Raw genomic sequence first — 23,956 nt, 5'->3', positions numbered from 1 at the left:
GCCGTTTCGCCGATCAGCGGCGCGGCGAGTGGTACGCGACACCGGCGGCGGCGGCCAGCTCCCCGGCTTGGCCGGGCTTCAGCCTGCCCAGCGCCTCCAGCTGCACAAGCAGGTTGCCAAGCGAGCTGGCCTCCACCGGTCCGGCGGCGACCTCCCGGCCGCAAGCGTCGGCGGTCAGCTGGCAGAGCAGCCGGTTCTGAACGCCGCCGCCCATCATCCGGACGGTACGCACGGTCCGGCCCGTCAGCTGTTCAAGCTCGCGGACGGCCCGGCTGTAGGAATCGGCCAGGCTCTCCAGCACCAGCCGGGCCATCGCTCCCTTGGAGGCCGGAGGCTGCTGCCCCGCCTCGCGGCAGCAGGCGGCGATTCGCTCGGGCATATCGCCGGGGGCCGCGAACCGCGGGTCATCCGGATCGAGCCGGAAGCTGGACGGCTCCGCAGCGGCGGCCAGCTCGGCCAGCGCCCCAAAGCCGAGCGGCTCGCCCGCCGCCGCCCACGTCCGCTGCATCTCCTGCAGCAGCCACAGGCCGGTGATGTTCTTCAGCAGGCGGTTGCCGCCGCCGTGGCAGCCTTCGTTGGTGAAGCCGCGGCGATACGCTTCCTCGCGGAGCAGCGGCCGCTCGGTCTCCATGCCGACCAGCGACCAGGTTCCGCAGCTGATGAAGGCGGCGTCCTCCCGGCCCGAACCGGGCAGAGCGGCCACGGCGGCGGCCGTGTCATGCGAAGCGCCGGCGATCAGGCGGAGCGGACCGCAGCCGAGCTCCTCCTGCAGCTCGGGCCGCAGCTCGCCGACGACGGTGCCCGAGGCGACTCGCGGAGCGATTAGCCGCTCCGGCAGACCGAGCCGGGCGAATACCTCGGACGCAGGCTCGCCGGTAAGGGGATCGGCGAGGCCGCTCGTGCTGAGAATCGTCCGCTCCGCCGCCGCGCGGCCGCTCAGCAGATACAGGAACAGGTCCGGCATCAGGAGCAGCCGGTCGGCATCGGAGACCAGCGTCCCGCGTTCCCGGGCGTCGGCGAACAATTGATAGACCGTGTTGATCGCCGCCGGCTGATTGCCGGTCAGCCGGAATTGCTCTTCGGGCGGGAGCAGAGACTCCAGCTCCCGGCGGTGGCGCTCCATCCGACCGTCCCGGTAATGGCGGGGAGGGGCCAGGAGCCGCCCCTGCCGGTCCAGGAGTCCGTAATCCACTCCCCAGGTGTCTACGCTGAGGCTCACCGGAAGAGCCTCCCGGCAGGAGCAGGCGGTCCGGATGCCCTCCTTGATCTCTTCGAAGAGCTGCGGCACATTCCAGCACAAGCTGTCTTCTCCGCGTACGGGCTCGTTGACGAAGCGGCGGATCTCCTCCGTGCGAAGAGCTTTTCCGTCGAAGGTTCCCCGGATCACCCGCCCGGAGCTGGCCCCGAGATCGACCGCCAGCATGCTGATGGCATCGCCCATGTTGGCTTGATGCCTCCTCTTTCTGCAATTTGGGTTATCGGTAACATTTTTCGTTAAAAAAATTTGAGACCGGTTTCAACCTCAGTTTAGGGGCACCCTTCCCCATTTGTCAATCCTTAATTTTTTGCGGACGCCCGAGTAAAACCCGACAGACAGAAACAGGTTGTTCCCCAAGCCGCTTCAAGCCGACTGGGAACAACCTGTTGTTAGCCGTCCATTGGTCCTCTGCGTCCGGCTCTCTTCCTTCGGCCGGACGCCCGGAACTTCCTGGCGCGGCCCGCCGCTTGTTGCGGCACACCTCCCTGCGTTTAGGCGAGTTCGGCGGCCGCGTCCAGCGCGATTTCCATCATCTTGTTGAACGAGGTCTGCCGCTCCTCCGCCGTGGTCGCCGTGTGATTGACCAGCGAATCGGAGATCGTCAGCATGCAGGCGGCCTTCTTGCCGGTGACCTTGGCATTGTGGAACAGGGCGAAGCTCTCCATTTCCACGCAGACGCAAGCTTTGTCCTCGTAGTATTCCTTGTAGGTCGGCATGTTCTCCTCGGCGTAGAAGACGTCGCTGGAGTGAATCCGCGCCGTGGTGATCGGATAGCCCCGCTTTTCGGCGGCTTGCTGGAGCACGCCGTTCACGCCGGCATCCGGCAGTTGAACGTCGCTGTCGTCGCCCGATTGGCATTTGGCGAAGCTGGATTCGCTCCAAGCGCTGTCCGCAAGCACGATGTCGTACAGGTTCAGCTTGTCCGTGTAAGCACCGGCGCTGCCGATCCGGATGATGCATTCCACGCCGTAGAACTTGAACAGCTCGTAAGAGTAGATGCCGATGCTGGGCATGCCCATGCCGGAGCTCATCACCGTAAGGGTCTTGCCCTTGTAGGTGCCGGTATAAGCGAAGCAGTTGCGCACCTGGTTGACCATCTTGGGGTTCTCCAGATAGGTTTCGGCGATGAACTTGGCGCGCAGCGGATCGCCGGGCATCAGTACGATCTTCGCGATCTCTTCTTGGGTTGCTTGATTATGGGGGGTTGGCATTGCTCATATCCTCCTGGGAATGGTAGTTGCACTTCCTCATCCATCATACAAGGATTGGACAACTTTTGCATCCGCATGCAAAGAACAACCCGTTTGCTTTCGGAGCGCGGCGATTTTCCGGGTCCCTGCTGCGGCGGGAAGGAAGAAAACGGCAATCCGATCGGCTTGCCATCCTCCGGCCGGTATGCTATTTTAGGTAAGTGCGTTTTTCAGACAATCTCATCTTCCAATTTGTATACCTCAAAGATATGGTTTGAGGGTCTCTACCAGGAACCAATACATCCTGACTACAAAGAACCGCGGCCTGCGTGCCGCCCGGTTCGGGGAGTCAGGATTTTTTGCGCGCCCTCAACTTTGAAAGGAGTGTTGCTTCGATGAATTTCCGAGTCATCGTCCTTGCGGCCGCCGCCGTATCCGCCGGTCTGGTCGAGCTGATCGTAGGCGGCATTCTGCCGTTTGTTGCCGACGATCTGAACATCTCGCTGGCGACGGCCGGCCAATTGATCACCGTCTTCGCCCTGATCTACGCCATTGCCGGACCGGTATTGCTTGCTCTAACGGCCAAGATCGAACGCAAGCGGCTGTACCAGATTTCCCTTCTGGTGTTCATTGCCGCCAACATCGCCACCGGCCTCAGCCCGAATTACGCCGTCATGATGGCGGCCCGAATCGCCGCGGCCATGAGCACGGCGCTCATCATCGTCCTCTCGATTACCTTGGCCGCCAAGGTCGCCGCCCCCGCTCACCGGGCGCGGGCGATCGGCCTGATCTATATGGGCATCAGCTCCTCGCTGGTGCTGGGCGTGCCGCTTGGCATCGTCATCAGCAACGCCTTCGGCTGGCGCACCATTTTCTTCGTGATCGCCGCCCTTGCCGTGGTATCGATGCTGCTGATCACGTTCTTCCTGGACGCCATTCCCGTCGAAGCGACGCAGCCCCTCGCCGTTCAGTTGAAGGCGTTGGCAAACGGCAAGATCATCGCGTCCCACTTGGCAACCCTGTTCACGCTGGCCGGCCACTACACGCTGTACGCCTATTTCTCGCCATTCCTGAAGGAGCAGGTGGGTCTCAGCGGAGACTGGATCAGCGCGGCGTACTTCCTGTTCGGCCTCGCCGCAGTGGGCGGCGGCGCGTTCGGCGGCGCTCTCTCGGACCGGATCGGCACGCACAAGAGCATCCTGCTCGTGATCGCCTCCTTCGCCCTCATCCTGTTCGTGCTGCCGTTTACCACCTTCTCGCTGCCGCTGTTCCTCGTCGTTATGGTCGTTTGGGGAGCGCTGAGCTGGGCGCTGTCGCCGGCGCAGCAGAGCTACCTGATCGAATCCGATCCGGCCCATTCCGACATCCAGCAGAGCTTCAGCAACTCCGCGCTGCAGATCGGCATTTCGCTCGGTTCGGCCATCGGCGGAGCCGTCATCGGCCGCACCGGCTCGGTGCATTCCGCCGCCTGGGTCGGCGGCGTCGTCGTCCTGCTCGCCCTGGCCTGCGCGTACTACTCGCTGACTCGGCCGTCCGTCGCCGCGCGCGACGCAGGCGAACCGCGCTTGAAGCCGGAGAACCGCCTCAGCGAATCCTGAGCTCGCCGCAAGCGACAGCAAAAAGAACCATTCCCTTCTCTCGGAGGGGATGGTTCTTTGCGTTTGCATAACGGGCGCTTCCGGCCGTGCGTCAGCCGGATCTTCGCCTTCTAGCCCATGGTGATGACGACTTCGTTCTCCGCCTTCATCCGATCTTCGGGGATGACGCTGCCGGAGAGCTCTTCGCCGTTCAGCACGATGGATTTCACACCCTTCTGAACGCCCTGCGGGTTCTGCACCTGGATGTTCAGCGCCTTGCCGCGGAATTCGCGGAACAGGCTGAATTCCTTCCAGTCCTCCGGTACGCAGGGGTCGATCTTGAGGCCGTCGAACTGCGGCTGAACGCCCATGATACCTTCCGCCAGCGAAACCATGACGGTCGAGGCCGTACCGGTCAGCCAGTGGACATGGCCGCGTCCAAAGAACGGGCTGTCGACGGCTTCGACGAACTGGCCGTGCACATAAGGCTCGATCTTGCGGATGTCTGCCTCCTCGTTCATGCTCGCCGGGTTGATCTCCTGGAAGTACTCGAATGCCCGGTTGCCGTTGCCGAGTATGGATTCGGCCAGGATCAGCCAGCCCTGCGGCTGGGAGAAAATCCCGCCGTTCTCCTTCGTCGTCGGGTTGAACAGGGACATGAGCAGCACCGGGTGGCCGTCGCGGTTGATCGGCGGGTAGCAGACCATCGCGCCGTATTTGGTGTTGAGCTTCTGGTAGACGCTGTCCATGGCCAGCTTCGCCTGCTCCGGACGGGCGGCTCCGCTCAATACGGACCAGGTCTGCGGTTCGAGCCAGATGCTTGCTTCCGTGTCCTCGCGGGAACCGATGACACCGCCCTCCTCCATAAAGCCGCGGATGAACTGGTCGACTTCCCAGGCATTCTCCTGGATGGTCCGGTCAAGCTCTTCGCGCTTCTTGATCGCCCAGGCGACGTCCTGCTCGTTGCCCTTGCGTTCGGCGAGCTCCTGGAACACATTGTAGGCCATGTAGAGCTGGAAGGCGACGAACAGCGATTCGCCCTTCGCGCCGAGGCGCAGGCAATCGTTCCAGTCGGCATGGAGGCCGGCCGGCATATTGTGAGGACCCATCCGGTCGAGGCTGAACTGGATCGCCCGCTTCATGTGGTCGTACACCGTGCCCGCTTCCTTGTCGGCATAGGGAATCACTTCGTCCACATAGCCCCAGTTGCCGCTTTCCTTCAGATAGCGGATCAACGTCGGGAACAGCCACAGCGCATCGTCGGCCCGGTAAGCCGGATGTCCGGTTTCCGCTCCGTATTCGGGATCGTCCGGGGTCTTCTCATGGCCGGGATTGTGGTCGAACTTAACCAGCGGCAGACCGCCGCCGTTCGAAACCTGGGCGGACAGCATGAGCGTCAGCCGCTCGCGCGCCATCTCCGGATCGAGGTGCATGATGCCCTGGATGTCCTGCACCGTGTCGCGGTAGCCGAGGCCGTTGCGCAGGCCGCAGTATTGGAAGGAAGCGGCGCGCGACCAGACGAAGGTGATGAAGCATTGGTAGGCGTTCCAGGTATTGACCATGTGGTTCAGGTTATCCGACGGCGTCTTCACCTGGAACCGGTTCAGACGGGAATGCCAGTACGACTTCAGCTCTTCCCATTCGCGGTCGACCACGCCGGCATTCTGGTAGTGGGCCTGGATGGCGTTCGCACCGCGTTCGGCGTATGCGCCGAGCAGGTAGATCAGCTCCTTGGTTTCGCCCGGAGCCAGCTCGATGTCCGACTGCAGCGCGCCGCAGGAGTTGCCATTGAAGTTCAGAGTGTTCGTGCAGCCCTTCTCGATTCCGTACGGGTTGGAGTAATCGCGGTAGTTGCCGACGAAGATGTCGCGGTCTCCGTCGTAGCGCGCCGCTTCCGCTCCGGCCAGCCCGAAGAACCGCCAGATGCCCGCTCCGTTCTCGTCGCTGTCGTCCGGACCGGCGTGGCCCTTGATATTTTCGTTGATGGCCTGAAGAATCTTGTTGCCGCGGAAATACGTTTTGCTGGTGAACAGGGTGTACTGCAGGTTGACGGAATCCTGCTCGTAGTTGCCGCTGTTGGTGAATTCCACGTAGCCGGTCACCGACAGCTTGCGCGGGCGCGTTCCCGTGTTGGTTATGCGGGTGCGCCAGACTTCATGCGTCTTGTTTAGCGGAACATAATAGAGCGTCTCCGACTGAATATCGTCGTACGTCGATACGATGCGCGTATAAGCGGTGCCGTGGTGGCATTCGCTCGTATAACGGTCCAGGCTCTTGCCGACCGGCTGCCAGGAAGCCGACCAGAAATCGCCGTTCTCCCGGTCTCTCAAGTAAATATAACGGCCCGGCTGGTCGCTCATGATGGAATTAAAACGGTAGCGGATGATCCGGCCATTGGCTCCCGACTTGACGAAGCTGTAGCCGCCCGCATTCCCCGAGATGATCGCCCCGTATTCCGGCGAGCCCAGGTAGTTCGCCCAGGGGGCCGGCGTATCCGGCCGGGTGATGACATATTCTTTATGCTCCCCGTCAAAATAACCGTATTTCACTTGTTTACCTCCCGATATTCGTTTTGGGACAACTGTATCCGTTCTCATTATAGCCCATGGGCGAGGTGTCCGGGTAACCTAAATAACCTAACGTTTGAATATTTTTAGTTAAATAACATAACACATTTCGACATTTCCTAACAAAAAAAGAGCCCGCATGCGACAACATTCGCATGCGAACCCTTGGTTGGTTAGCTTGGTTTTTTCCCCCGGGAAAGCAGGAGCGTCCGATTACTTTGGCTTGGCTGTTTCCTTCCCGGTAAAGCAGGACCGTTCGATTACTGAACGGCTTTTTTCCAGTCGGCGGCGAACTTCTCCATGCCCTGATCCGTCAGCGGATGCTTGGAGATCTGCTCGATCACCGCGAAGGGGATGGTGGCGATATGCGCGCCCGCCATCGCTACGCGGGTGACATGGTCGGGATGGCGGACGGAAGCGGCAATGATCTGGGAGGGAAGCTGATGCAGGCGGAACAGCTCGGCCACCTTCGCCACCAGTTGGACGCCGTCCTCGGAGATATCGTCGAGCCGGCCCAGGAACGGCGAAACGTAAGTCGCTCCCGCCCGCGCGGCGAGCAGCGCCTGGTTGACGGTGAAGATCAGCGTCACGTTGGTCTTGACGCCTTTCTGGGACAGATAACGGCATGCCTCGAGACCGGCGAGCGTCATCGGCAGCTTGATCGTGATCTTCTTGTCGTAATCGTTGATCTTGATCAGCTCGTTCGCCTGGGCGATCATCTCCTCGGCGGTCAGCGCGTCGGGCGTCACTTCCGCGGAGACGGATTCCACTTCGGGAACCTCGCGCAGAATCTCGGCGATGCGGTCCTCGAATTTCACGCCTTCCTTGGCGACGAGCGACGGATTCGTCGTCACGCCGGAGAGTACGCCGATCCGGTACGCCTTCTTGATGTCCGCCAGGTTGGCGGTATCGATAAAGAACTTCATAGGAACAACCTCCTTGGTTTTATGGGAATTTGTCATTCATTCTCCGTTGCAGCCGGCTCCGTTTGAGGAGCACGGCTAGCAATCAGCGGCTTACTTGTCCTCGTTCAGCATTGCCCGGACGCGTGCGGCTACCTGATCCGACGAGAACCCGAAGGTTTCCATGACGGCGTCGCCGGGGCCGGAGGCGCCGAAGGTGTCGATCGAGACAATCGTTCCCTCGGAGCCGGCATATTTCTCCCAGCCGAGCGAGATGCCCGCCTCGATGACGGTACGTTTCTTGATCGAGCGGGGAAGCACGCTTTCCTTGTACTCTGCGGACTGGCGCTCGAAGCGCTCGCGGCTCGGCATCGCGACGACACGGATGGACAGCCCGTCCTTCTCCAGCTCCGCCTTCGTGCGGACGGCAAGGGAGACCTCCGAGCCCGTGGCGATCAGGATGGCGTCGGGTGTGCCGCCGGTCTCGGTGAGGACATACGCGCCTTGGCGCACGCCTTCCAGATTGGCGCGCGTCGACTCGTACACCGGCAGGTTCTGGCGGCTGAGCACCAGCGCCACCGGCCCTTCCGCTTCCTGGAGAGCGTAGGCCCAGGCATTCGCCGTCTCGTTGGCGTCGGTCGGACGGATGACCGTCAGACCGGGAATGGTACGCAGAGCGGTCAAATGCTCGACCGGCTCATGGGTTGGACCGTCTTCGCCGACGGCGATGGAATCATGCGTGAAGACGTAGATGACCGGCAGCTTTTGCAGGGCAGCCAGGCGGATCGACGGGCGCAGGTAATCGCTGAACACGAAGAAGGTGCTGACGAACGGCTTGACGCCGCCGTGCAGCGCAAGGCCGTTGCCGACTGCGCCCATCGCATGCTCGCGCACGCCGAAGTATACGTTGCGCCCGGCATAATCCTCCAGCGCGAAGGCCGGTTCCCCGTTCATGTGGGTCATGGTCGAGTGGGACAGGTCGGCACTGCCGCCGAACAGCCCCGGCACCTTGGTCAGGTAGTGGTTGATCGCTTCGCCGCTCGCTACGCGGGTGGACAGAGCCTTGGCCGAATCAAAGGCCAGCAGGTCCTCTTGCGCAAGCGCTACGTCGCCTTTCACGGCGCGGGCGAACGCTTGGCCAAGCTCGGGGTGCAGCTTGCCGTAGAGCTCGACCAGGCGGTTCCACTCCGCTTCCTTGGCAGCTCCCTGCTCCTTTAGCGCCGCAAAGTGCTGCCGGACCTCGTCGGGTACGAAGAATTCTTCCTCGGTCGGCCAGCCGTACGCCTGCTTCACGGCCTTCGCCTCTTCCTTGCCGAGCGGAGCGCCGTGCGCTTTGTTCGTTCCCGCCACCTTGCTGCCGTATCCGATCACGGAGCGAATTTCGATCAGGGTCGGCTGGTCGGTGTTGCGCTTCGCCGCCTCGATCGCCTGCCGGATGGCGCCGACGTCATTGCCGTCTTCGACCCGCAGGTATTCCCAGCGGGCCGACTCGGCGCGCTTCTTCATATCCTCTCCAAACGACAGGTTCAGCTTACCGTCCAGCGAGATGTCGTTGGAATCATACAGGACAATCAGCTTGCCCAGCTTCATGTGGCCGGCCATTGACATGGCTTCGTAGGAGATGCCCTCCATCAGGCAGCCGTCGCCGGCAAGGGCGTAGGTGTAGTGATCGACGACCGGCAGGCCTTCGCGGTTGAAGCGGGCGGCCAGATGAGCCTCAGCCATCGCCATCCCGACGGCCATGCCGATGCCTTGGCCGAGCGGCCCGGTCGTGGCGTCCACGCCGTCCGTGTGGCCGTATTCCGGATGACCCGGCGTCAGGCTGTTCAACTGGCGGAATTGCTTGAGGTCCTCGAGCGACACCCGATAGCCGGACAGGTGCAGCAGGCTGTAGAGCATCGCCGAGCCGTGGCCCGCCGACAGAACAAAGCGGTCGCGATTGAACCAGTTGGCGTGGTTCGGATTATGGTTCAAGACTCCGGCCCAGAGGGCGTAAGCGGCAGGCGCCGCACCCATCGGCAGCCCCGGATGGCCGGAGTTTGCCGCATTAATGGCATCAATGGACAGCGTACGGATGGCATCGACCGCCAACTGCTCGACGGTTTGGACAACTGGCATGTAAAGTTCCTTCTTTCGGATAATTTCGGTGAAGTTCTCGAAACAGCCCGTGTGTTCGAGCTTCGAAGGTATAGCTGGCTTGCGGTTCTTAACTCCACTATAATACGAGTGAGAGCCATACCCGTAATCGATAGATTTCAGAGGAGGTATAGATTACTTCTATGGCAAATAATGACGAGCTCTACAAAGTCTTTTTCCGGGCAGCCAAATCGGGCAGCCTGTCCAAGGCCGCCAAGGAGCTGTACCTCACCCAGCCGAGTGTGAGCCACGCGATCAAGCAGCTCGAGGACCGGATGGGGTTGACCCTGTTCGTGCGCAACTCCCGAGGCGTGTCGCTGACGCAGGAGGGGGCTGTCCTCTATTCCTATATCGAGCAGTCCCAGCTCCTCATCGCCTTGGCCGAGGAGAAGATGGCGGCGCTGAAAAATCTGGAGAGCGGCGAGCTGCGGATCGGAGGCAGCGATTCGCTGTTCAAGCATTATCTGCTGCCCTACCTGGAGCGCTACCACCAGCAGTTCCCCGGCATCCGCCTCTACCTGAACCACGGCACGACGCCGGAAATTATCTCCTTTCTCAAGGAAGGCCAAATCGACATGGGCGTGGTGCGGCTGCCGATCGTCGATCCCCAGCTCGCGGTCGCGGAGACGATTGAGCTGCAGGAGTGCTTCGTCGCCGGAGCCCGTTATGCCGCGCTGAAAGGCAAGACGCTGTCGCTGGAACAGTTGCTCCGCTACCCGATCATCCTCTTCTCCCGCAACAGTCGGGCGCGCACAGCCATCACTGAGCTTGTACAGAGCTACGGCTTGTCGATCAAGCCGGCGATTGAGGTCGGCAGCGTCGATCTGCTCATTGAGTTCGCCCGGAGGGGGCTCGGCATCTCTTATGTCACCCGGGAATTTGCCGCAAAAGAAATGAAGGACGGCTCGCTGTTCGAAATCCGGCTCGACATCAAGCTGCCGCCTACCCGGATCGGCATCATGACCCTGCGCAGCGTTCCGCTTTCCGGCAGCGCCGGCCAATTTCTCGCGATGGTGAATTGACGGCCTGCTCCACCCGTTGAGGCAGACCCGCCCCCTTAAGGGGCTAAACATAAGGAGGACAACCCATGAACCTGGCATTCAACCGATTTCCCGGCGGGGTTACCAAAGCCCTGACCCTCAGCTACGACGACGGGAGAACCCACGACCGCCGTTTGGTCGAGATTCTGAACCGGCACGGCATCAAAAGCACCTTCCATCTCAATTCGGGCAAATTCGGCCTTCCCGGCTACGTCGAACGGGAAGAGGTGGAGGCCCTCTACCGGGGCCATGAAATTTCCGTTCATACGGTGAACCATCCGTTCCTGGAGCAGACGCCCCGGGAGCAGGTGATCACCGAGGTCCTGGAAGACCGGCGCCGGCTGGAAGCCCTGGCCGGCTACCCCGTACGCGGGATGTCGTATCCCTTCGGGACCTACAGCCCCGACGTCATATCCATTCTGAAAACGCTCGGCATCCAGTATTCCCGAACCGTTCAGGCGACCCGACGCTTCGATCTTCCCGTGGACCCGCTCACCTGGCATCCGACCTGCCATCACCGCGACATGCTGGAGCTGGCCGACGAATTTCTGGATCAGCCGGCGAACTCGTGGATGACCAAGCCGTCCCTCTTCTATGTATGGGGCCACAGCTACGAGTTCGCGGACAATGCCAACTGGGACGACATCGAGCGCTTCTGCGCGAAGTTGACCGGCCGATTCGACGTCTGGTACGCGACCAACATCGAGATCGTCGACTACCTGCAGGCGCTCGGCCGTCTGCAGCTTACGGTGGACGGTACCATCTTGCACAATCCCTCCGCCATCACGCTGTGGGTATCGGCCGACGGCGAACCGGTGGAGATCGGCGCCGGTCAGACGGTTCGGCTTACAACACCCTGATGGCAGACGATCGCGCAGTGAGCGCCTCTTAAAACAAATCGCTTTTTGACACCTTATCTACCGGATTGTCTACCGACAAACCCGCACTCCTCCTTTATCATGAAGGCAGACCCTATCCATCCGATTGGAGTGTGAATCATGAATACCGCCAACCCTGCCGTTTTCTCCAAACCGCTGCGCCTTCAAGATATCGCCATCGACGATCCTTACTGGACCCCTTACCGGACGCTCATCCGGGATACCGTCATCCCGTATCAATGGGAGGCGCTGAACGACCGGATTCCCGACGCGGAACCGAGCCATGCCATCGCCAATTTCCGCCGGGCCGCCGGTTTGGAGAAAGGCCCCTTTGGAGGCTGGGTGTTCCAGGACAGCGATTTGTATAAATGGCTGGAGGCCGTCGGCTACTCGCTCGCCGCCTCCCCCGATCCCGATCTGGAGCGGGTCGCCGACGAAGCCATCGCCCTCGTCGCCGCCGCCCAGCAGCCGGACGGCTACCTGAATACCTATTTCGCCTTGGCCGAGCCGGGCAAGCGCTGGACCAATCTGGCCGACTGCCATGAAATGTACTGCGCGGGCCATCTGATCGAGGCGGCCGTGGCCTATTACGGCAGCACCGGCAAAACCGCCCTGCTCGAGGTCGCCCGGAAGCTGGCCGATCACATCGACCGCCGGTTCGGGCCGGGGCCGGGCCAGGTCCGCGGGTACGACGGGCATCAAGAGATCGAGCTCGCTCTGGTCAAGCTGTACGAGGTTACCGGAGAAGACCGTTACCTCCGGCTCGCTGCCTTCCTGATCGACGAGCGGGGTCAGGAGCCGAGCTTCTTCCACAAGGAGTGGAAGGAACGGGGCCAGACCTCCCACTGGTCGCCCGGCGTCGTTCAGCCGCATCCGCCCGCACTCGACTACCTTCAGGCCGACAAGCCGGTCCGGGAGCAAAAGGTTGCCACCGGACATGCCGTTCGGGCCGTGTACATGTACACGGCGATGGCCGACTTGGCTATCCGGAGCGGCGACCGGGAGCTGCTTGAGGCATGCCGGAGGCTGTGGAGCAACGTCGTCCACCGGCAAATGTACGTAACCGGCAGCATCGGCTCGACGCATCACGGAGAAGCCTTTACCTTCGACCACGATCTGCCCAACGACACGAACTATTCGGAGACCTGCGCCTCCATCGGACTGATCTTCTTCGCCCGCCGGATGCTGCAGGCGGAAGCGAAGGGCGAGTATGCGGACGTCCTGGAACGTGCGTTGTACAACACGGTTACGGCCGGAATCGCAGGCGACGGCAAGCATTATTTCTACGTGAACCCGATGGAGGTCTGGCCCGAAGCCAGCCGGAAGAATCCCGGAAAACACCACATCAAGGCCGTTCGGCAGAAATAGTACGGCTGCGCCTGCTGCCCTCCGAACGTCGCCCGGCTGCTCGCTTCTCTGGCCCACTATGTGTTCACGGCAACCGCCGACACCTTGTACACGCATCTATTCATCGGCAGCGAAGCCCGCAGCGAGCTCGACGGGACCAAGCTGACCGTCAAGCTGAACAGTGAGCTCCCCTGGAAGGGCGAAGCGGGGCTTACCGTTAGCTCCCTGGAAGGCTCCGGTGACGTCACTCTGGCGATTCGCGTTCCCGGCTGGTCGCAGAGCACTTCCTTCGCTCTGAACGGAGAGCCGGTCGAACCGGAAATCCGCGACGGGTACGCCTACCTGAAGCGGTGCTGGCAGGAAGGCGACCGGTTCACGGTTTCGCTGGATATGACGCCGCGGCGGATCTACGCGAGCCCGAAGGTGCGGGCCGATGTCGGCCGTGTCGCGCTGCAGCGCGGCCCGCTCGTGTACTGCTTCGAAGAAGCGGACAACGGACCGCTGCTGGCGGGGCTCAGCCTCCGGGCAGACAGCGGGCTGCGCGAGATCGCGGGCGATTGGCGTCCGGAGGCGGTCTTCCTTCAGGCCGAGGGGTTCCGGCTGGAGGAGCGTGAAGACTCGCTCTACACCTCTGCACCGCCGGCAAAGCATCCGGTGACCGTGACGGCCGTTCCCTACACCCTGTGGGGCAACCGGTCGCCGGGCGAGGAAATGCTTGTCTGGATCCGCGAGGAAGGCTGACCGCCGAAGGGACGACACTCTGGCGAAACGAGCGCTTGACCTTACGAGGTCAGGCGCTTTTCGGCATGATCGCCCCTTCCCGGCGGCTTTACCTACCGGGTTGCCTTCCCCATAGAAACCCGCCTCGCTCCCCAACAATAAAACCGGACATCGCCTCCATCGGCGGTGTCCGGTTTCTACTTATACTCCACGCTCCGTAGGCGGCGCGATCAACCAATCGGCTTGGGCCAGCGGCCGCCGCCGGGGAGCGGACAGGTCCGTCCTTTAAGCTTGGCGACAACCGGAACGATGCAGCCGCATGCCCGGCAGGTAAAGCCGCCCTCCAGCTTGACGCAGGTCCGGCAGCATTCGAGCCGCTCCCGGTATTCCTCCTCGGACACGCAAAGCTCCGAGGAGAACATCGGGGCAGCCAAGATACGGGCGATCTGCTCCTCGGTCACGCGATACTCCTCGCCGCAGGCCTTGCAGGCCGTTTCCCTCGCCATCGCTTCCTCCTTCTCAGTTGGGGGACAGTTCCAGCGCGGTGACCGACATCGGCGGAAGGGTGACGGTCAGCTTGCCGTTCAGGAGCTCAAAGTCTGCGAACGGCTCCGGCTTCACGGCTTCCGGCTGCTCGAACGTGTTATGCGCATCGATCGAGTTGCCCTTCAGCGTTATTCCCGATGCCGTCATCGACGAGCCCGCGAGCCCGCGGAGATCGAGCTCCACCGTGGCGGCGGCGTTCGGGTTCAAGTGGCACAGGCTGATGTGCAGTTTGCCTTCGCCGTCGCGGGACGCCGTGGCGGTTACGGCCGGAAGCTCCTGGCCATCCAGGGTGTAGCTGCCCGCCTCCAGCGTCAGGTCCAACCGCTCGGCATCCTGATGTACCTTGTACAGGTCGAACACGTGGTAGGTCGGCGTCAGCAGCAGCTTTTCGCCTTCCGTCAGAATGACCGCCTGGAGCACGTTGACCATCTGGGCGATGTTGGCCATGCGGACCCGCTCGTTGTGCTCATGGAAGATGTTCAGCGTGACGCCCGTCACCAGCGCATCGCGCATGGTATTCTGCTGATACAGGAAGCCGGGCACCGTGCCGGGCTCCACATTGTACCAGGTGCCCCACTCATCCACGATCAGCCCGATCCGGCGTTCCGGATCGTATTTATCCATGATCGTGCTGTGGCGGGTAATCAGTTCGTCCATCTTAAGCGCCTGCTTCAGCGTGGAGAACCACTCCACTTCTCCGAAGCCCGTCGCGTTGCCTTTGTCCTGCCAGTTGTCCGTCGGCAGCGTATAGTAATGCAGCGTGAGCGAATCCATGAAGGGAGCAGCCTGACGCATCAGCACTTCGGTCCAGTTGTAATCGTTCGAATTGGCGCCGCAAGCGATCCGGTGAATCCGGTTGCCGTCATAGTTGCGGATATAAGTCTGGTATTGGCGGTACAGGTCAGCGTAATATTCCGGCCGCATGTTGCCGCCGCAGCCCCAATTCTCGTTGCCGACGCCAAAATACGTCACCGCCCAAGGCTGTTCTTGCCCGTTGCGCTTGCGGAGCTCGGACATCGGCGATTCTCCGCCGAACGTCAGGTATTCGACCCATTCGGACATCTCGCGGACGGTTCCGCTCCCCACATTGCCGTTGATGTACGGCTCGCATTCAAGCTGGCGGCAGAGTTCCAGGAACTCGTGGGTTCCAAAATGGTTATTTTCTACCACGCCGCCCCAGTGAGTGTTGATCATCCGCTTGCGGGTTTCCTTCGGACCGATGCCGTCCATCCAGTGGTACTCATCGGCAAAACAGCCGCCCGGCCAGCGAAGCACCGGGATTTTGATCTGTTTGAGCGCTTTCACAACATCGTTGCGAATACCGTTCGTGTGGGGAATGTCCGAATCCTCTCCCACCCAAATCCCTTCATAAATGCATCTTCCCAAATGCTCGGAAAAATGCCCATACAGATTCCGGTTGATGGTACCCTTCCCGGCGTCGGCGTTCAGCACACCCTTCAAAGCCATCTGTTTCCGCTCCTTTAGTTAACTATTATATTAATTAATTTAGCTATCACACAACTATTATAAAAGCCCATTCTTCGCTTCGTCAATCGAATATCCAAATTTACCTGGAAGATTGCTGATTTAGTTGCCTTATACTATTCATTTGAGTAATATAATTATTAATCATACTCAGCAAAGGACGGCATTTCCATGAAACTCGACTTATCCGAACACTCGCTTTCGGTCTACGAGGCGCTCGCCAGCCCGGTTCGGCTCCGTATCCTCCGTCTGCTGGCCGACGAGCCGCTCAACATCAAGGAGTTAGCTGCGGCGACCGGCCTGTCCAGCGCGATCATGACGATGCACGTTCGCAAGCTGGCGGACGCCGGATTGATCGAAACGCGGATGGCTCCGGGCAAGAGCGGTCTGCAAAAGATCTGCACCCTCGCCGCCGACTCCATCGAGGTCGAGTTTCCCGCGTCCAAGGCCCGCATCCGCAAAAGCCACCGGATCTCGATTCCGATCGGCCATTATGCGGACTTTGACATTGAGCCGACCTGCGGTCTGGCTACCGTCGACCGTATTATCGGCAGCTTTGACGACCCCCGTTATTTCTGGGACCCGGAACGGATTCACGCTGCGATCCTCTGGTTCGGCAAGGGCTTTATCGAGTACAAAGCCCCCAACTTCCTGCTGTCCACGCAGGAACCCGAGGAATTACTTTTGCGGATGGAGATCGGCTCGGAGGCTCCGGGAATCCGCGAGGATTATCCGTCGGACATCACCTTTACGCTCAATGGCGTAAAGCTCGGCACCTGGACGAGTCCCGGCGATTTCGGCGACCGGCGGGGAAAATTCACGCCTCCGTGGTGGCCCGCACACACCAACCAGTACGGCCTGCTGAAGCAGCTCCGCCTCACGGATTCGGGCACGTTCATGGACGGCGTCAAGCTGTCCGATATCACCCTGAACGAGGTGGATATCCGCCGCAAGGAATGGACCCTGCGCCTCTCCGTCGAGGACGACGCCCTTCATCTGGGCGGTCTGACCCTGTACGGTCGGGGCTTCGGCAATTACGGCGAGCATCCGTCCCTGGAGCTGTTTTATGTCGATGCAGGCGAAGCGGCAGGGAGATAGCGCCGAGCCCGGTTCAGAACCGGCAAGTTTCCGGCAGTTCGTTTTCTTATGACATTTTTTTCAGGTCGATTTGCAATTCATTGGTCCGTCGATTCGTTGGTCCGTCGATTCGTTGGTCCGTCGATTCATGGGTCCTTCGAGTTCAAGGCCCCTTAGCCCTTCCCCTCTTGCGTATTTCCGGCTTCTGACTTACTATGGATGGGGAACGTTCCCTAAACGCTTGTCCCATTTCAAAGGAGTGTTTGATATCGCCAGCATACTGGATATCGCCAAGCGGGCGGGTGTGTCCAAAACCACCGTTTCCAAGGTGCTCAACCATCAATACGGCGTGCACGAGGAAACCCGCAAAAAGGTATGGGCCGCCGCGGAAGCCCTCCGCTACACGCCGAACATTGCCGCCCGGGCGCTGGTTACGAGCAAAACCGGCGTGATTGGAGTGGTTTACGATTCCTTCCGGTCGCCGGTTTATACGGAGCTGGCCGCTCAGTTGGAGCTATGGGCCCAAGAAGCGGGGTATCACCTCGTCTTCTGCAGCTGCAATGAGCGGCAGGACGCGAAGCGGCACTATATCCAGTATTTCATGGGCGGGGCTGCCGACGGCGTCATTCTCTACGGCAGCTCGGAGGCCGATACTCCGGTGATCGAGCATTTGACGACGGTTAGCTTTCCGTTTGTCGTGATCGAGAACCATGTCGAGCAGCCCGGCGTCCCGAATGTCCTGGTGGACAATCAGGATGGCGCGGCGCAGGTCGTCCGTTATCTGCACAGGCTCGGGCACCGCGACATCGTGCATGTCACCGGCAACCTTCGGCACCGGGTCGCCATCGACCGGCGGGACGGGTTTCTGGCTGCCATGAAGACGCTTGCCCTCGATCCTTCGCCTGCCAGTGTCCTCGTCACCGAGGGTACCGTCGGCTGCGGCGAAGCTGCCGCCCGCGAGCTTCTCCTGCGGCCGGAACGGCCGACCGCCCTGTTCGTCTTCAACGATCTCATCGCCTATGAGATGATGGGAACACTCCAGCAAGCCGGAGTTTCCATTCCGGACGACCTGTCCATGGTGGGCTTCGACCACTTGGCCGGCTTGCTCAGCTTTAAACCCGGCCCCCTCGTCTTAACCTCCGTGGCCCAGCCGCTCTCCGACGTAGCCAAGGCCGCCGTCGAGATGATCGCCGAGGCGACAGGAGGCGAACCGTCCTCGCCGATCGCTCGCCTCTTTGCGCCCGAACTCCGCGAAGGCAATTCCTGCTGCCCGCCGAAGCGGCCGTAAGCCGTTCACCCCTTTCTCCCGATCAAGCGACAAGTGCGCAGGATCGCTTTTTTTACATTCGATGGGGAACGTTCCCCACTCCAAAGGAGGAGCTTTTGCATGCCGAATTTCGGCCATTTTTCCGAAGACGGGTCCGAGTTTGTCTTCACCCGGCCTGATCCCCCCCGCCCGATGCTGAATTACCTCTGGAACTCTCGCCTGCTGTCGGGCGTCAACCAGACTGGCGGGGGCCTCGGCGCATACGGAGACCGCGCCGCCGCCTATATCGACCCGGAGGGCAAGGGTCGCGCCGTCCTGCTGAAGAACGGCAGCCGCTATTTCTACATTCGCGACGAGGAGACCGGCGAGTTCTGGAATCCGGGCTGGTATCCCGTTCGCCGGGAGCTGGACGAGTATCGGGGTGTTCACGGACTCGGATATTCCCGCTTCTCGGGCGCCCGGGCCGGTCTCACGGCGGAAGCCCGGGTCTTTATCAATGAGCGGGACCCGGCTGAGATCTGGACGCTGACGCTTGGCAACCAGTCCGACCGGGAGCGGACGGTAAAGGTCTATTCCTTCGTCGAGTTTCTGCTTACCGGCTACAAAATCTACAGCAATTATTACTCCAATCTGTTCGCAGAATTTAACCCCCGCCGCAATCTCATCCTGGCGCATAACACGACGCAGGACCGAACCCATGGCTGGTTCAGCGGCTTTCTGGCCGCCAGCGAGCCCGCAAGCGGCTTTGATTCGTCGCGCAAAGCTTTTGTCGGTACCTACGGCCACCTCGCCGCGCCCGACGGAGTGGTACGCGGCGGCTGCAGCGGCAGCCTTGCCTCCAACGAGGATCTGATCGGCGTTCTGGAACATACCTTCACGCTTCAGCCGGGCGAACAGCGAAGCTTTCATGTGCTGATCGGGGCCACGGATACGATGGAGCGGGCCGACGCGCTCGCGGAAAGCTTGTTCGCTCCGGGCGTCATTGAACGCGAATTCGCCGAATTGTTGGAATCGCGGAGAACGCTTCGAGAAGCGATCGTGATCGAGACGCCCGATGCCAAAGTCAATCATCTGGTCAACGCCTGGATCAAGCAGCAGGTCCAACTCTGTGCCGAGGCGGGTCGGGATACCGGCAAAGGCTTCCGCGACCAGCTTCAGGACGCCTGGGCGATCGCTTCATTCAACCCTGAGCTGGCCAAGGATAAAATCCTGGAAACCCTGCGCTACCAATATGCCGATGGACGCTGCGTCCGAGGCTGGCTGCCGCTGGACCCGCATATCTACTCCGATGGGCCCACCTGGATCGCACCGACCGTCAACGCCTACCTCAAGGAGACCGGAGACCGCTCCTTCTTGGATCAAACAGTCCCCTATCTCGACGAAGGCGAAGCGACGGTTTGGGAACATATCCTTACCGCCGTGCGCTATTCGTCCGAAGACACCGGCGAGCGTAGCCTGGTGCGGGCGCACGACGGCGACTGGAACGACTCACTGAACGGCATCGGCGTCGGCGGCAAGGGAGAGAGCGTCTGGACTTCCATCGCGCTGTATTACGCGCTGCTCCAGACGGCCGAGATGGCAGAAGCCATCCGATGCGACGTTCACACGGCTACAGAAATGCGCGAGCGCGCCGCCCGAATTCGCGAGGCGGTCAACGACACCGGCTGGGACGGCGAATGGTACCTGGCCGGGTACAACGATGCCGGCGACAAGGTCGGCACGCATACCGAGGCCGAAGGCAGCATCTACCTGAACAGCCAGACGTGGGCCCTTATGTCCGGGATCGCCCCGGAGGAGCGGATTGCTCCCTGCCTCAAGGCGATCGACGAGCGGCTGGATTCGCCTTACGGCCCGCTCACGCTCTCGCCGACCTATACCTCCTACAAACCGGAGATCGGCCGGCTCACCGGCTTCGTTCCCGGTATCTGGGAGAACGGAGCGCCTTACTGCCACGGCGGCACCTTCAAGATCGTCGCCGACTGCTGCCTCGGCCGGGGCGACGCGGCTTACCGGACCATGCTCAAGATCATGCCGGACAGTCCGGATAACCCGTCCGAGCACTCCGGCTGCGAGCCCTACGCGCTGACCAACATGTACTTCGGTCCAGACAACCCGCGTGCCGGTCAGACGATGTTCGCCTGGGTCACGGGAACCGCCGGCTGGATATTCCGCTCGGCCACGCAGTACATGCTCGGCTTTCATCCGGGCTACGCAACCTTCACGGTGAATCCGGTTATTCCCCACGAGTGGAAGGAATGCCGCATCCGGCGGCCTTTCCGGGGAGACGTGTACGATATCGTGATCCATAATCCGGATGGCGTGCAATCCGGTATTTCCCGAATTACTTTAGACGGCGAAGCGATTTCGGGCACAACCCTGCCGATCCAAGGAGACGGAAAACTCCACCGCATCGAAATCGTGCTCGGCTAAGCCATCCATTCAGAGGAGGAACGACCATGTCATCCGTTACCAACGCAAACAAAAAAGGCTGGACGCTCACGTTTGAAGACCGGTTCGAGGGTCATGAGCTGGACGCCGGCAAGTGGTCCCACTGCCCCGAAGAAGTGCGGCATACAGGAAAATGGTCCGATCAGGACGCTTATGTCGACGGAGAAGGCCATCTGGTCATCCGGATCAGCGAACGGGACGGCGGCTACTATTCCGGCGCGATCCGCTCCAAAGGAAAGTTTGGGCAGGCCTACGGCTATTATGAGATCCGCTGCCAGCTTCCGGCCGAAGAAGGATTTTGGACCGCCTTTTGGCTGATGTCGGACGGGGTATTCGAAGTGACCGAGGACGGCAAGACCGGCACCGAGATCGATATTTTTGAATCGCCTTATTTCCACGACAGCAAAATCAATTGCGCCCTCCATTGGAACGGCTACGGCGAGCATCACCAGACCGTTGAAAGCGCCGTACACCTTCCCGGGATCTACGAAGGGTTTCATACGTTTGCTCTGGAATGGAACGAAACGGAGTACATCTTTTTCGCCGATGACCAAGAAATCTGGCGCACCAACGCAGGCGGCATTTCCGAGCGTCCCGCTTACCTGAAAATCTCGGCGGAGGTCGGTCCCTGGGGAGGCGATATCACCAAGGCCAAGCTTCCGACTGCCCTCCTCGTCGACTATGTACGGGTCTACGAACGGGCGGCCAAGGAAGACTGAACGTCTGCGGCTTTTGGCTCGTTCCTCCTCGTCGCCGTTTCCATCGCCCGATTCTGCATGAGGGTCTAGAAAATCCAAGCCGATTTCCTCGCCTGTTGAGGGGACCGGCTTGATGCATATTTGTGAGTCGAAAGGTTAAGGCTACAGGCATCATTTACCGAACATGGAGGGGCTCGAATGCGCTGGGGGATTGTCATCCTAGTCTTATCTTTCTGTCTTCAAGCTCCCGCATATGCGGTCCCTGCCAAGCCGCGAGCAGACACCGATCGCACGGCCGCCACCCTGCAGATTAATCCGCTCAAAAATGAACTTTGGGTTATGGATTCAGCCGGAAATCGCCTGAAGAAGTATCCCATCTCCCTTGGAAAACCCCGGACTCCGACACCCACCGGAGACTACGTGGTCGTGAACAAGCACAAAAACTGGGGCTCGGGCTTTGGCACCCGCTGGATCGGTCTGAACGTTCCGTGGGGTACCTACGGCATTCACGGCACCAACCGCCCCGATTCCATTGGCCATGACGCAAGCCATGGCTGCGTTCGGATGTTGAACCGGCACGTGGAAGAGCTCTACGAGTATGTGGAGGTGGGGATGAAAGTCTCCATTTTGGGGCATGTATTGGGAGAACCGCACCGGGATCCCCGAAGACTGGCGATGGGAGATATCGGCGGCGAGGTGCTATTGCTGCAAAATCGGCTGCGGGCCGGAAATTATTACGGAGGAGTCTGTAACGGACGATTCAACGCCTTAACCGAATACGCGATGAAAAAGTACGAAAGAGAGCATGACCTGCCCATCGACGGGGTCGTCAGCATGCACGATTACGTCTCCCTCGGCCTGCTGGAATAAACACAATCGTCGAGGGAAGTTCGGAAGTCTATTTTTCATCGAAAAAACAAAAAACGGAGCTGCAAAATTACTTTAAGTAATTTTACAGCTCCGTTTATAAAGTGCCGGTGAGAGGACTCGAACCTCCACGGTTTCCCTCACGATTTTGAGTCGCGCGCGTCTGCCATTCCGCCACACCGGCTTATTGAATTAATAATGGCGTGCCCAGAGAGATTCGAACTCCCGACCTTTTGATTCGTAGTCAAACGCTCTATCCAGCTGAGCTATGGGCACACAGTATATTCGGTTGGTGCCGGGGACGGGACTTGAACCCGTACGATGGTCACCCATCCCAGGATTTTAAGTCCTGTGCGTCTGCCGATTCCGCCACCCCGGCACAGGGCAGACACATGAGAAAAACAATGGAGGCGCCACCCAGATTCGAACTGGGGGTAGAGCTTTTGCAGAGCTTTGCCTTACCACTTGGCTATGGCGCCACAAACAAAATGGAGCGGACGAAGGGATTCGAACCCTCGACCCTCGCCTTGGCAAGGCGATGCTCTACCACTGAGCCACGTCCGCATAATATATGGCTGGGGATCTAGGATTCGAACCTAGGGTGACGGAGTCAGAGACCGTTGCCTTACCGCTTGGCTAATCCCCAGCATCTTAGAAATGGGGCGGTCGAAGGGAATTGAACCCTCGAGTGTCGGATCCACAATCCGATGCGTTAACCACTTCGCCACGACCGCCATGAAGACACTGCATGAAAATTGGCAGGGGCAGCAGGAATCGAACCCACACCAAAGGTTTTGGAGACCTTTGTTCTACCTTTAAACTATGCCCCTACAGATAAAGGAAAGGGTTGAAGTGGTGGAGGCTGATGGATTCGAACCACCGAACTCGTCAGAGAACAGATTTACAGTCTGCTGCGTTTGGCCACTTCGCTAAGCCTCCACGATAAAAAACCTGGTGCCGCCGAGAGGACTTGAACCCCCAACCTACTGATTACAAGTCAGTTGCTCTACCAGTTGAGCTACAGCGGCTTGAATCCGCAAGTGGTGGCTCGGGACGGAATCGAACCGCCGACACGAGGATTTTCAGTCCTCTGCTCTACCGACTGAGCTACCGAGCCATATGGGATTCCTTCTCAACAATTGTCCTTCTTAGGTTATAAATGGCGGAGCCGACGGGATTCGAACCCGCGTTCTCCTGCGTGACAGGCAGGCATGTTAGGCCTCTACACCACGGCTCCACGATTCATAATCATAAGTTGGTTGCGGGGGCAGGATTTGAACCTGCGGCCTTCGGGTTATGAGCCCGACGAGCTACCGGACTGCTCCACCCCGCGTTAGTCATATGGTGGAGGCTGAGGGGATCGAACCCCCGACCCTCTGCTTGTAAGGCAGATGCTCTCCCAGCTGAGCTAAGCCTCCATATGGTGACCCGTAGGGGATTCGAACCCCTGTTACCTCCGTGAAAGGGAGGTGTCTTAACCCCTTGACCAACGGGCCTTATTCAATTTCACTAATGAGTTGATGGCGGAGAGAGAGGGATTCGAACCCTCGAGACGCTTTTGACGCCTACACGATTTCCAATCGTGCTCCTTCGACCACTCGGACACCTCTCCATATGGCTCCCCGAACAGGACTCGAACCTGTGACAACTCGATTAACAGTCGAGTGCTCTACCAACTGAGCTATCAGGGAACGGACTCGATTAGTGACACTATGACAGTATATCAGGTTTAGTCCCAAAAGGAAACAAGTTCTTTCGGGGGTACTCATTCCCTGAAAACCGGATGCGAAGTCAAACGCGGTGGAACATGTTATTACCGGTGTGTCATTTGGATAAGCCCTCGACCGATTAGTATCCGTCAGCTGCATGCGTTGCCGCACTTCCACCTCGGACCTATCAACCTGGTCGTCTTCCAGGGGTCTTACGAATTGGGAAATCTCATCTTGAGGGGGG

15 protein-coding genes, 17 tRNA genes, 1 rRNA gene, 1 pseudogene and 1 riboswitch are annotated in these 23,956 nt (G+C 60.2%); of the genes and pseudogenes, 9 read left to right on the top strand and 25 right to left on the bottom strand.

The window, feature by feature from the left end:
• Positions 1-13 precede the first annotated feature (13 nt).
• Both ACSEXS_RS15125 and deoD read right to left on the bottom strand, forming a co-directional pair.
• Positions 14-1,441 (bottom strand): rhamnulokinase, encoded by a 1,428-nt coding sequence (locus ACSEXS_RS15125; RefSeq protein WP_438434069.1) that lies wholly within the window; start codon positions 1,439-1,441, stop codon positions 14-16.
• Positions 1,442-1,749: 308 nt separating this feature from the next.
• A complete protein-coding gene (deoD, locus tag ACSEXS_RS15120; RefSeq protein WP_438434068.1) occupies positions 1,750-2,469 on the bottom strand; it encodes a purine-nucleoside phosphorylase in 720 nt (239 codons plus the stop codon).
• Positions 2,470-2,680: 211 nt separating this feature from the next.
• Positions 2,681-2,779, top strand: a riboswitch (purine riboswitch).
• A gap of 64 nt (positions 2,780-2,843) precedes the next feature.
• Between deoD and ACSEXS_RS15115 the strand changes: the two genes are divergently transcribed.
• Entirely contained in the window at positions 2,844-4,046 is a 1,203-nt protein-coding gene (locus ACSEXS_RS15115; RefSeq protein WP_438434067.1) for an MFS transporter, read from the top strand.
• A gap of 110 nt (positions 4,047-4,156) precedes the next feature.
• Here ACSEXS_RS15115 and ACSEXS_RS15110 read toward each other — a convergent pair whose 3' ends face one another.
• From ACSEXS_RS15110 to tkt, 3 genes are all read right to left on the bottom strand, one after another.
• Positions 4,157-6,574, bottom strand: coding sequence for a glycoside hydrolase family 94 protein (locus ACSEXS_RS15110; RefSeq protein ID WP_438434066.1), 2,418 nt, complete (start codon positions 6,572-6,574; stop codon positions 4,157-4,159).
• A 278-nt stretch (positions 6,575-6,852) separates the two neighbouring features.
• Positions 6,853-7,518, bottom strand: a complete 666-nt coding sequence (fsa, locus tag ACSEXS_RS15105; RefSeq protein ID WP_438434065.1) for a fructose-6-phosphate aldolase — start codon at positions 7,516-7,518, stop codon at positions 6,853-6,855.
• Positions 7,519-7,608: 90 nt separating this feature from the next.
• On the bottom strand, positions 7,609-9,612 hold the full coding sequence (gene tkt / locus ACSEXS_RS15100) for a transketolase (protein WP_438434064.1): 2,004 nt from the start codon (positions 9,610-9,612) through the stop codon (positions 7,609-7,611).
• A gap of 161 nt (positions 9,613-9,773) precedes the next feature.
• On the opposite strand from tkt, the gene ACSEXS_RS15095 reads away from it, so the two are divergent.
• From ACSEXS_RS15095 to ACSEXS_RS15085, 3 genes and pseudogenes are all read left to right on the top strand, one after another.
• On the top strand, positions 9,774-10,652 hold the full coding sequence (locus ACSEXS_RS15095) for a LysR family transcriptional regulator (protein WP_438434063.1): 879 nt from the start codon (positions 9,774-9,776) through the stop codon (positions 10,650-10,652).
• Between the two features lie 65 nt (positions 10,653-10,717).
• Positions 10,718-11,530, top strand: coding sequence for a polysaccharide deacetylase family protein (locus ACSEXS_RS15090; RefSeq protein WP_438434062.1), 813 nt, complete (start codon positions 10,718-10,720; stop codon positions 11,528-11,530).
• A gap of 138 nt (positions 11,531-11,668) precedes the next feature.
• Positions 11,669-13,636: pseudogene (locus ACSEXS_RS15085) on the top strand (glycoside hydrolase family 127 protein).
• Positions 13,637-13,845: 209 nt separating this feature from the next.
• On the opposite strand, the gene ACSEXS_RS15080 reads toward ACSEXS_RS15085, so the two are convergent.
• Together ACSEXS_RS15080 and ACSEXS_RS15075 are read right to left on the bottom strand one after the other, a co-directional pair.
• Positions 13,846-14,121, bottom strand: coding sequence for a hypothetical protein (locus ACSEXS_RS15080; RefSeq protein WP_438434061.1), 276 nt, complete (start codon positions 14,119-14,121; stop codon positions 13,846-13,848).
• A 13-nt stretch (positions 14,122-14,134) separates the two neighbouring features.
• Entirely contained in the window at positions 14,135-15,628 is a 1,494-nt protein-coding gene (locus tag ACSEXS_RS15075) for an alpha-N-arabinofuranosidase (protein ID WP_438434060.1), read from the bottom strand.
• A 189-nt stretch (positions 15,629-15,817) separates the two neighbouring features.
• Here ACSEXS_RS15075 and ACSEXS_RS15070 point away from each other — a divergent pair, with 189 nt between their 5' ends.
• The 5 genes from ACSEXS_RS15070 to ACSEXS_RS15050 all read left to right on the top strand — a co-directional run bounded on the left by ACSEXS_RS15070 (position 15,818) and on the right by ACSEXS_RS15050 (position 22,006).
• Positions 15,818-16,744 (top strand): ArsR/SmtB family transcription factor, encoded by a 927-nt coding sequence (locus tag ACSEXS_RS15070; protein WP_438434059.1) that lies wholly within the window; start codon positions 15,818-15,820, stop codon positions 16,742-16,744.
• Positions 16,745-16,964: 220 nt separating this feature from the next.
• Positions 16,965-18,011: a LacI family DNA-binding transcriptional regulator gene (locus ACSEXS_RS15065; protein WP_438434058.1), complete on the top strand. Its 1,047-nt coding sequence runs from the start codon at positions 16,965-16,967 to the stop codon at positions 18,009-18,011.
• A gap of 99 nt (positions 18,012-18,110) precedes the next feature.
• Positions 18,111-20,420, top strand: a complete 2,310-nt coding sequence (locus tag ACSEXS_RS15060; protein WP_438434057.1) for a GH36-type glycosyl hydrolase domain-containing protein — start codon at positions 18,111-18,113, stop codon at positions 20,418-20,420.
• Positions 20,421-20,446: 26 nt separating this feature from the next.
• Complete coding sequence (locus ACSEXS_RS15055; protein ID WP_438434056.1) at positions 20,447-21,157, top strand: glycoside hydrolase family 16 protein; 711 nt, start codon at positions 20,447-20,449, stop codon at positions 21,155-21,157.
• Between the two features lie 177 nt (positions 21,158-21,334).
• Positions 21,335-22,006 carry a L,D-transpeptidase family protein gene (locus tag ACSEXS_RS15050; RefSeq protein WP_438434055.1) on the top strand — a complete coding sequence of 224 codons (672 nt, stop codon included), beginning with the start codon at positions 21,335-21,337 and terminating at the stop codon, positions 22,004-22,006.
• Between the two features lie 102 nt (positions 22,007-22,108).
• Here ACSEXS_RS15050 and ACSEXS_RS15045 read toward each other — a convergent pair.
• The 18 genes from ACSEXS_RS15045 to ACSEXS_RS14960 form a co-directional block, all read right to left on the bottom strand.
• Positions 22,109-22,187 (bottom strand) — tRNA-Leu (locus ACSEXS_RS15045).
• A 15-nt stretch (positions 22,188-22,202) separates the two neighbouring features.
• A tRNA-Arg gene (locus ACSEXS_RS15040) sits at positions 22,203-22,279 on the bottom strand.
• A 14-nt stretch (positions 22,280-22,293) separates the two neighbouring features.
• Positions 22,294-22,382: transfer RNA gene (locus tag ACSEXS_RS15035), tRNA-Leu, on the bottom strand.
• A 26-nt stretch (positions 22,383-22,408) separates the two neighbouring features.
• Positions 22,409-22,482 (bottom strand) — tRNA-Cys (locus ACSEXS_RS15030).
• A gap of 10 nt (positions 22,483-22,492) precedes the next feature.
• Positions 22,493-22,567 (bottom strand) — tRNA-Gly (locus ACSEXS_RS15025).
• Between the two features lie 8 nt (positions 22,568-22,575).
• Positions 22,576-22,649, bottom strand: a tRNA-Gln gene (locus ACSEXS_RS15020).
• 12 nt (positions 22,650-22,661) lie between these two features.
• Positions 22,662-22,737 (bottom strand) — tRNA-His (locus tag ACSEXS_RS15015).
• Positions 22,738-22,759: 22 nt separating this feature from the next.
• Positions 22,760-22,833: transfer RNA gene (locus ACSEXS_RS15010), tRNA-Trp, on the bottom strand.
• Between the two features lie 23 nt (positions 22,834-22,856).
• Positions 22,857-22,942 (bottom strand) — tRNA-Tyr (locus ACSEXS_RS15005).
• Between the two features lie 13 nt (positions 22,943-22,955).
• A tRNA-Thr gene (locus tag ACSEXS_RS15000) sits at positions 22,956-23,031 on the bottom strand.
• A 13-nt stretch (positions 23,032-23,044) separates the two neighbouring features.
• Positions 23,045-23,120, bottom strand: a tRNA-Phe gene (locus tag ACSEXS_RS14995).
• A 43-nt stretch (positions 23,121-23,163) separates the two neighbouring features.
• Positions 23,164-23,240, bottom strand: a tRNA-Asp gene (locus tag ACSEXS_RS14990).
• 19 nt (positions 23,241-23,259) lie between these two features.
• Positions 23,260-23,336 (bottom strand) — tRNA-Met (locus ACSEXS_RS14985).
• A 9-nt stretch (positions 23,337-23,345) separates the two neighbouring features.
• Positions 23,346-23,421: transfer RNA gene (locus ACSEXS_RS14980), tRNA-Val, on the bottom strand.
• Between the two features lie 3 nt (positions 23,422-23,424).
• Positions 23,425-23,499 (bottom strand) — tRNA-Glu (locus ACSEXS_RS14975).
• A gap of 25 nt (positions 23,500-23,524) precedes the next feature.
• Positions 23,525-23,615: transfer RNA gene (locus ACSEXS_RS14970), tRNA-Ser, on the bottom strand.
• A 3-nt stretch (positions 23,616-23,618) separates the two neighbouring features.
• A tRNA-Asn gene (locus ACSEXS_RS14965) sits at positions 23,619-23,694 on the bottom strand.
• A gap of 137 nt (positions 23,695-23,831) precedes the next feature.
• Positions 23,832-23,956 (bottom strand): 23S ribosomal RNA (locus ACSEXS_RS14960); the annotation flags it as partial.

This window comes from Gorillibacterium terrae (assembly GCF_051594785.1).
Classification (GTDB): Bacteria; Bacillota; Bacilli; order Paenibacillales; family NBRC-103111; genus Gorillibacterium.
The sequence above is the reverse complement of the archived record's forward strand: the minus strand, read 5'-3'. Positions and strand labels throughout refer to the sequence as shown.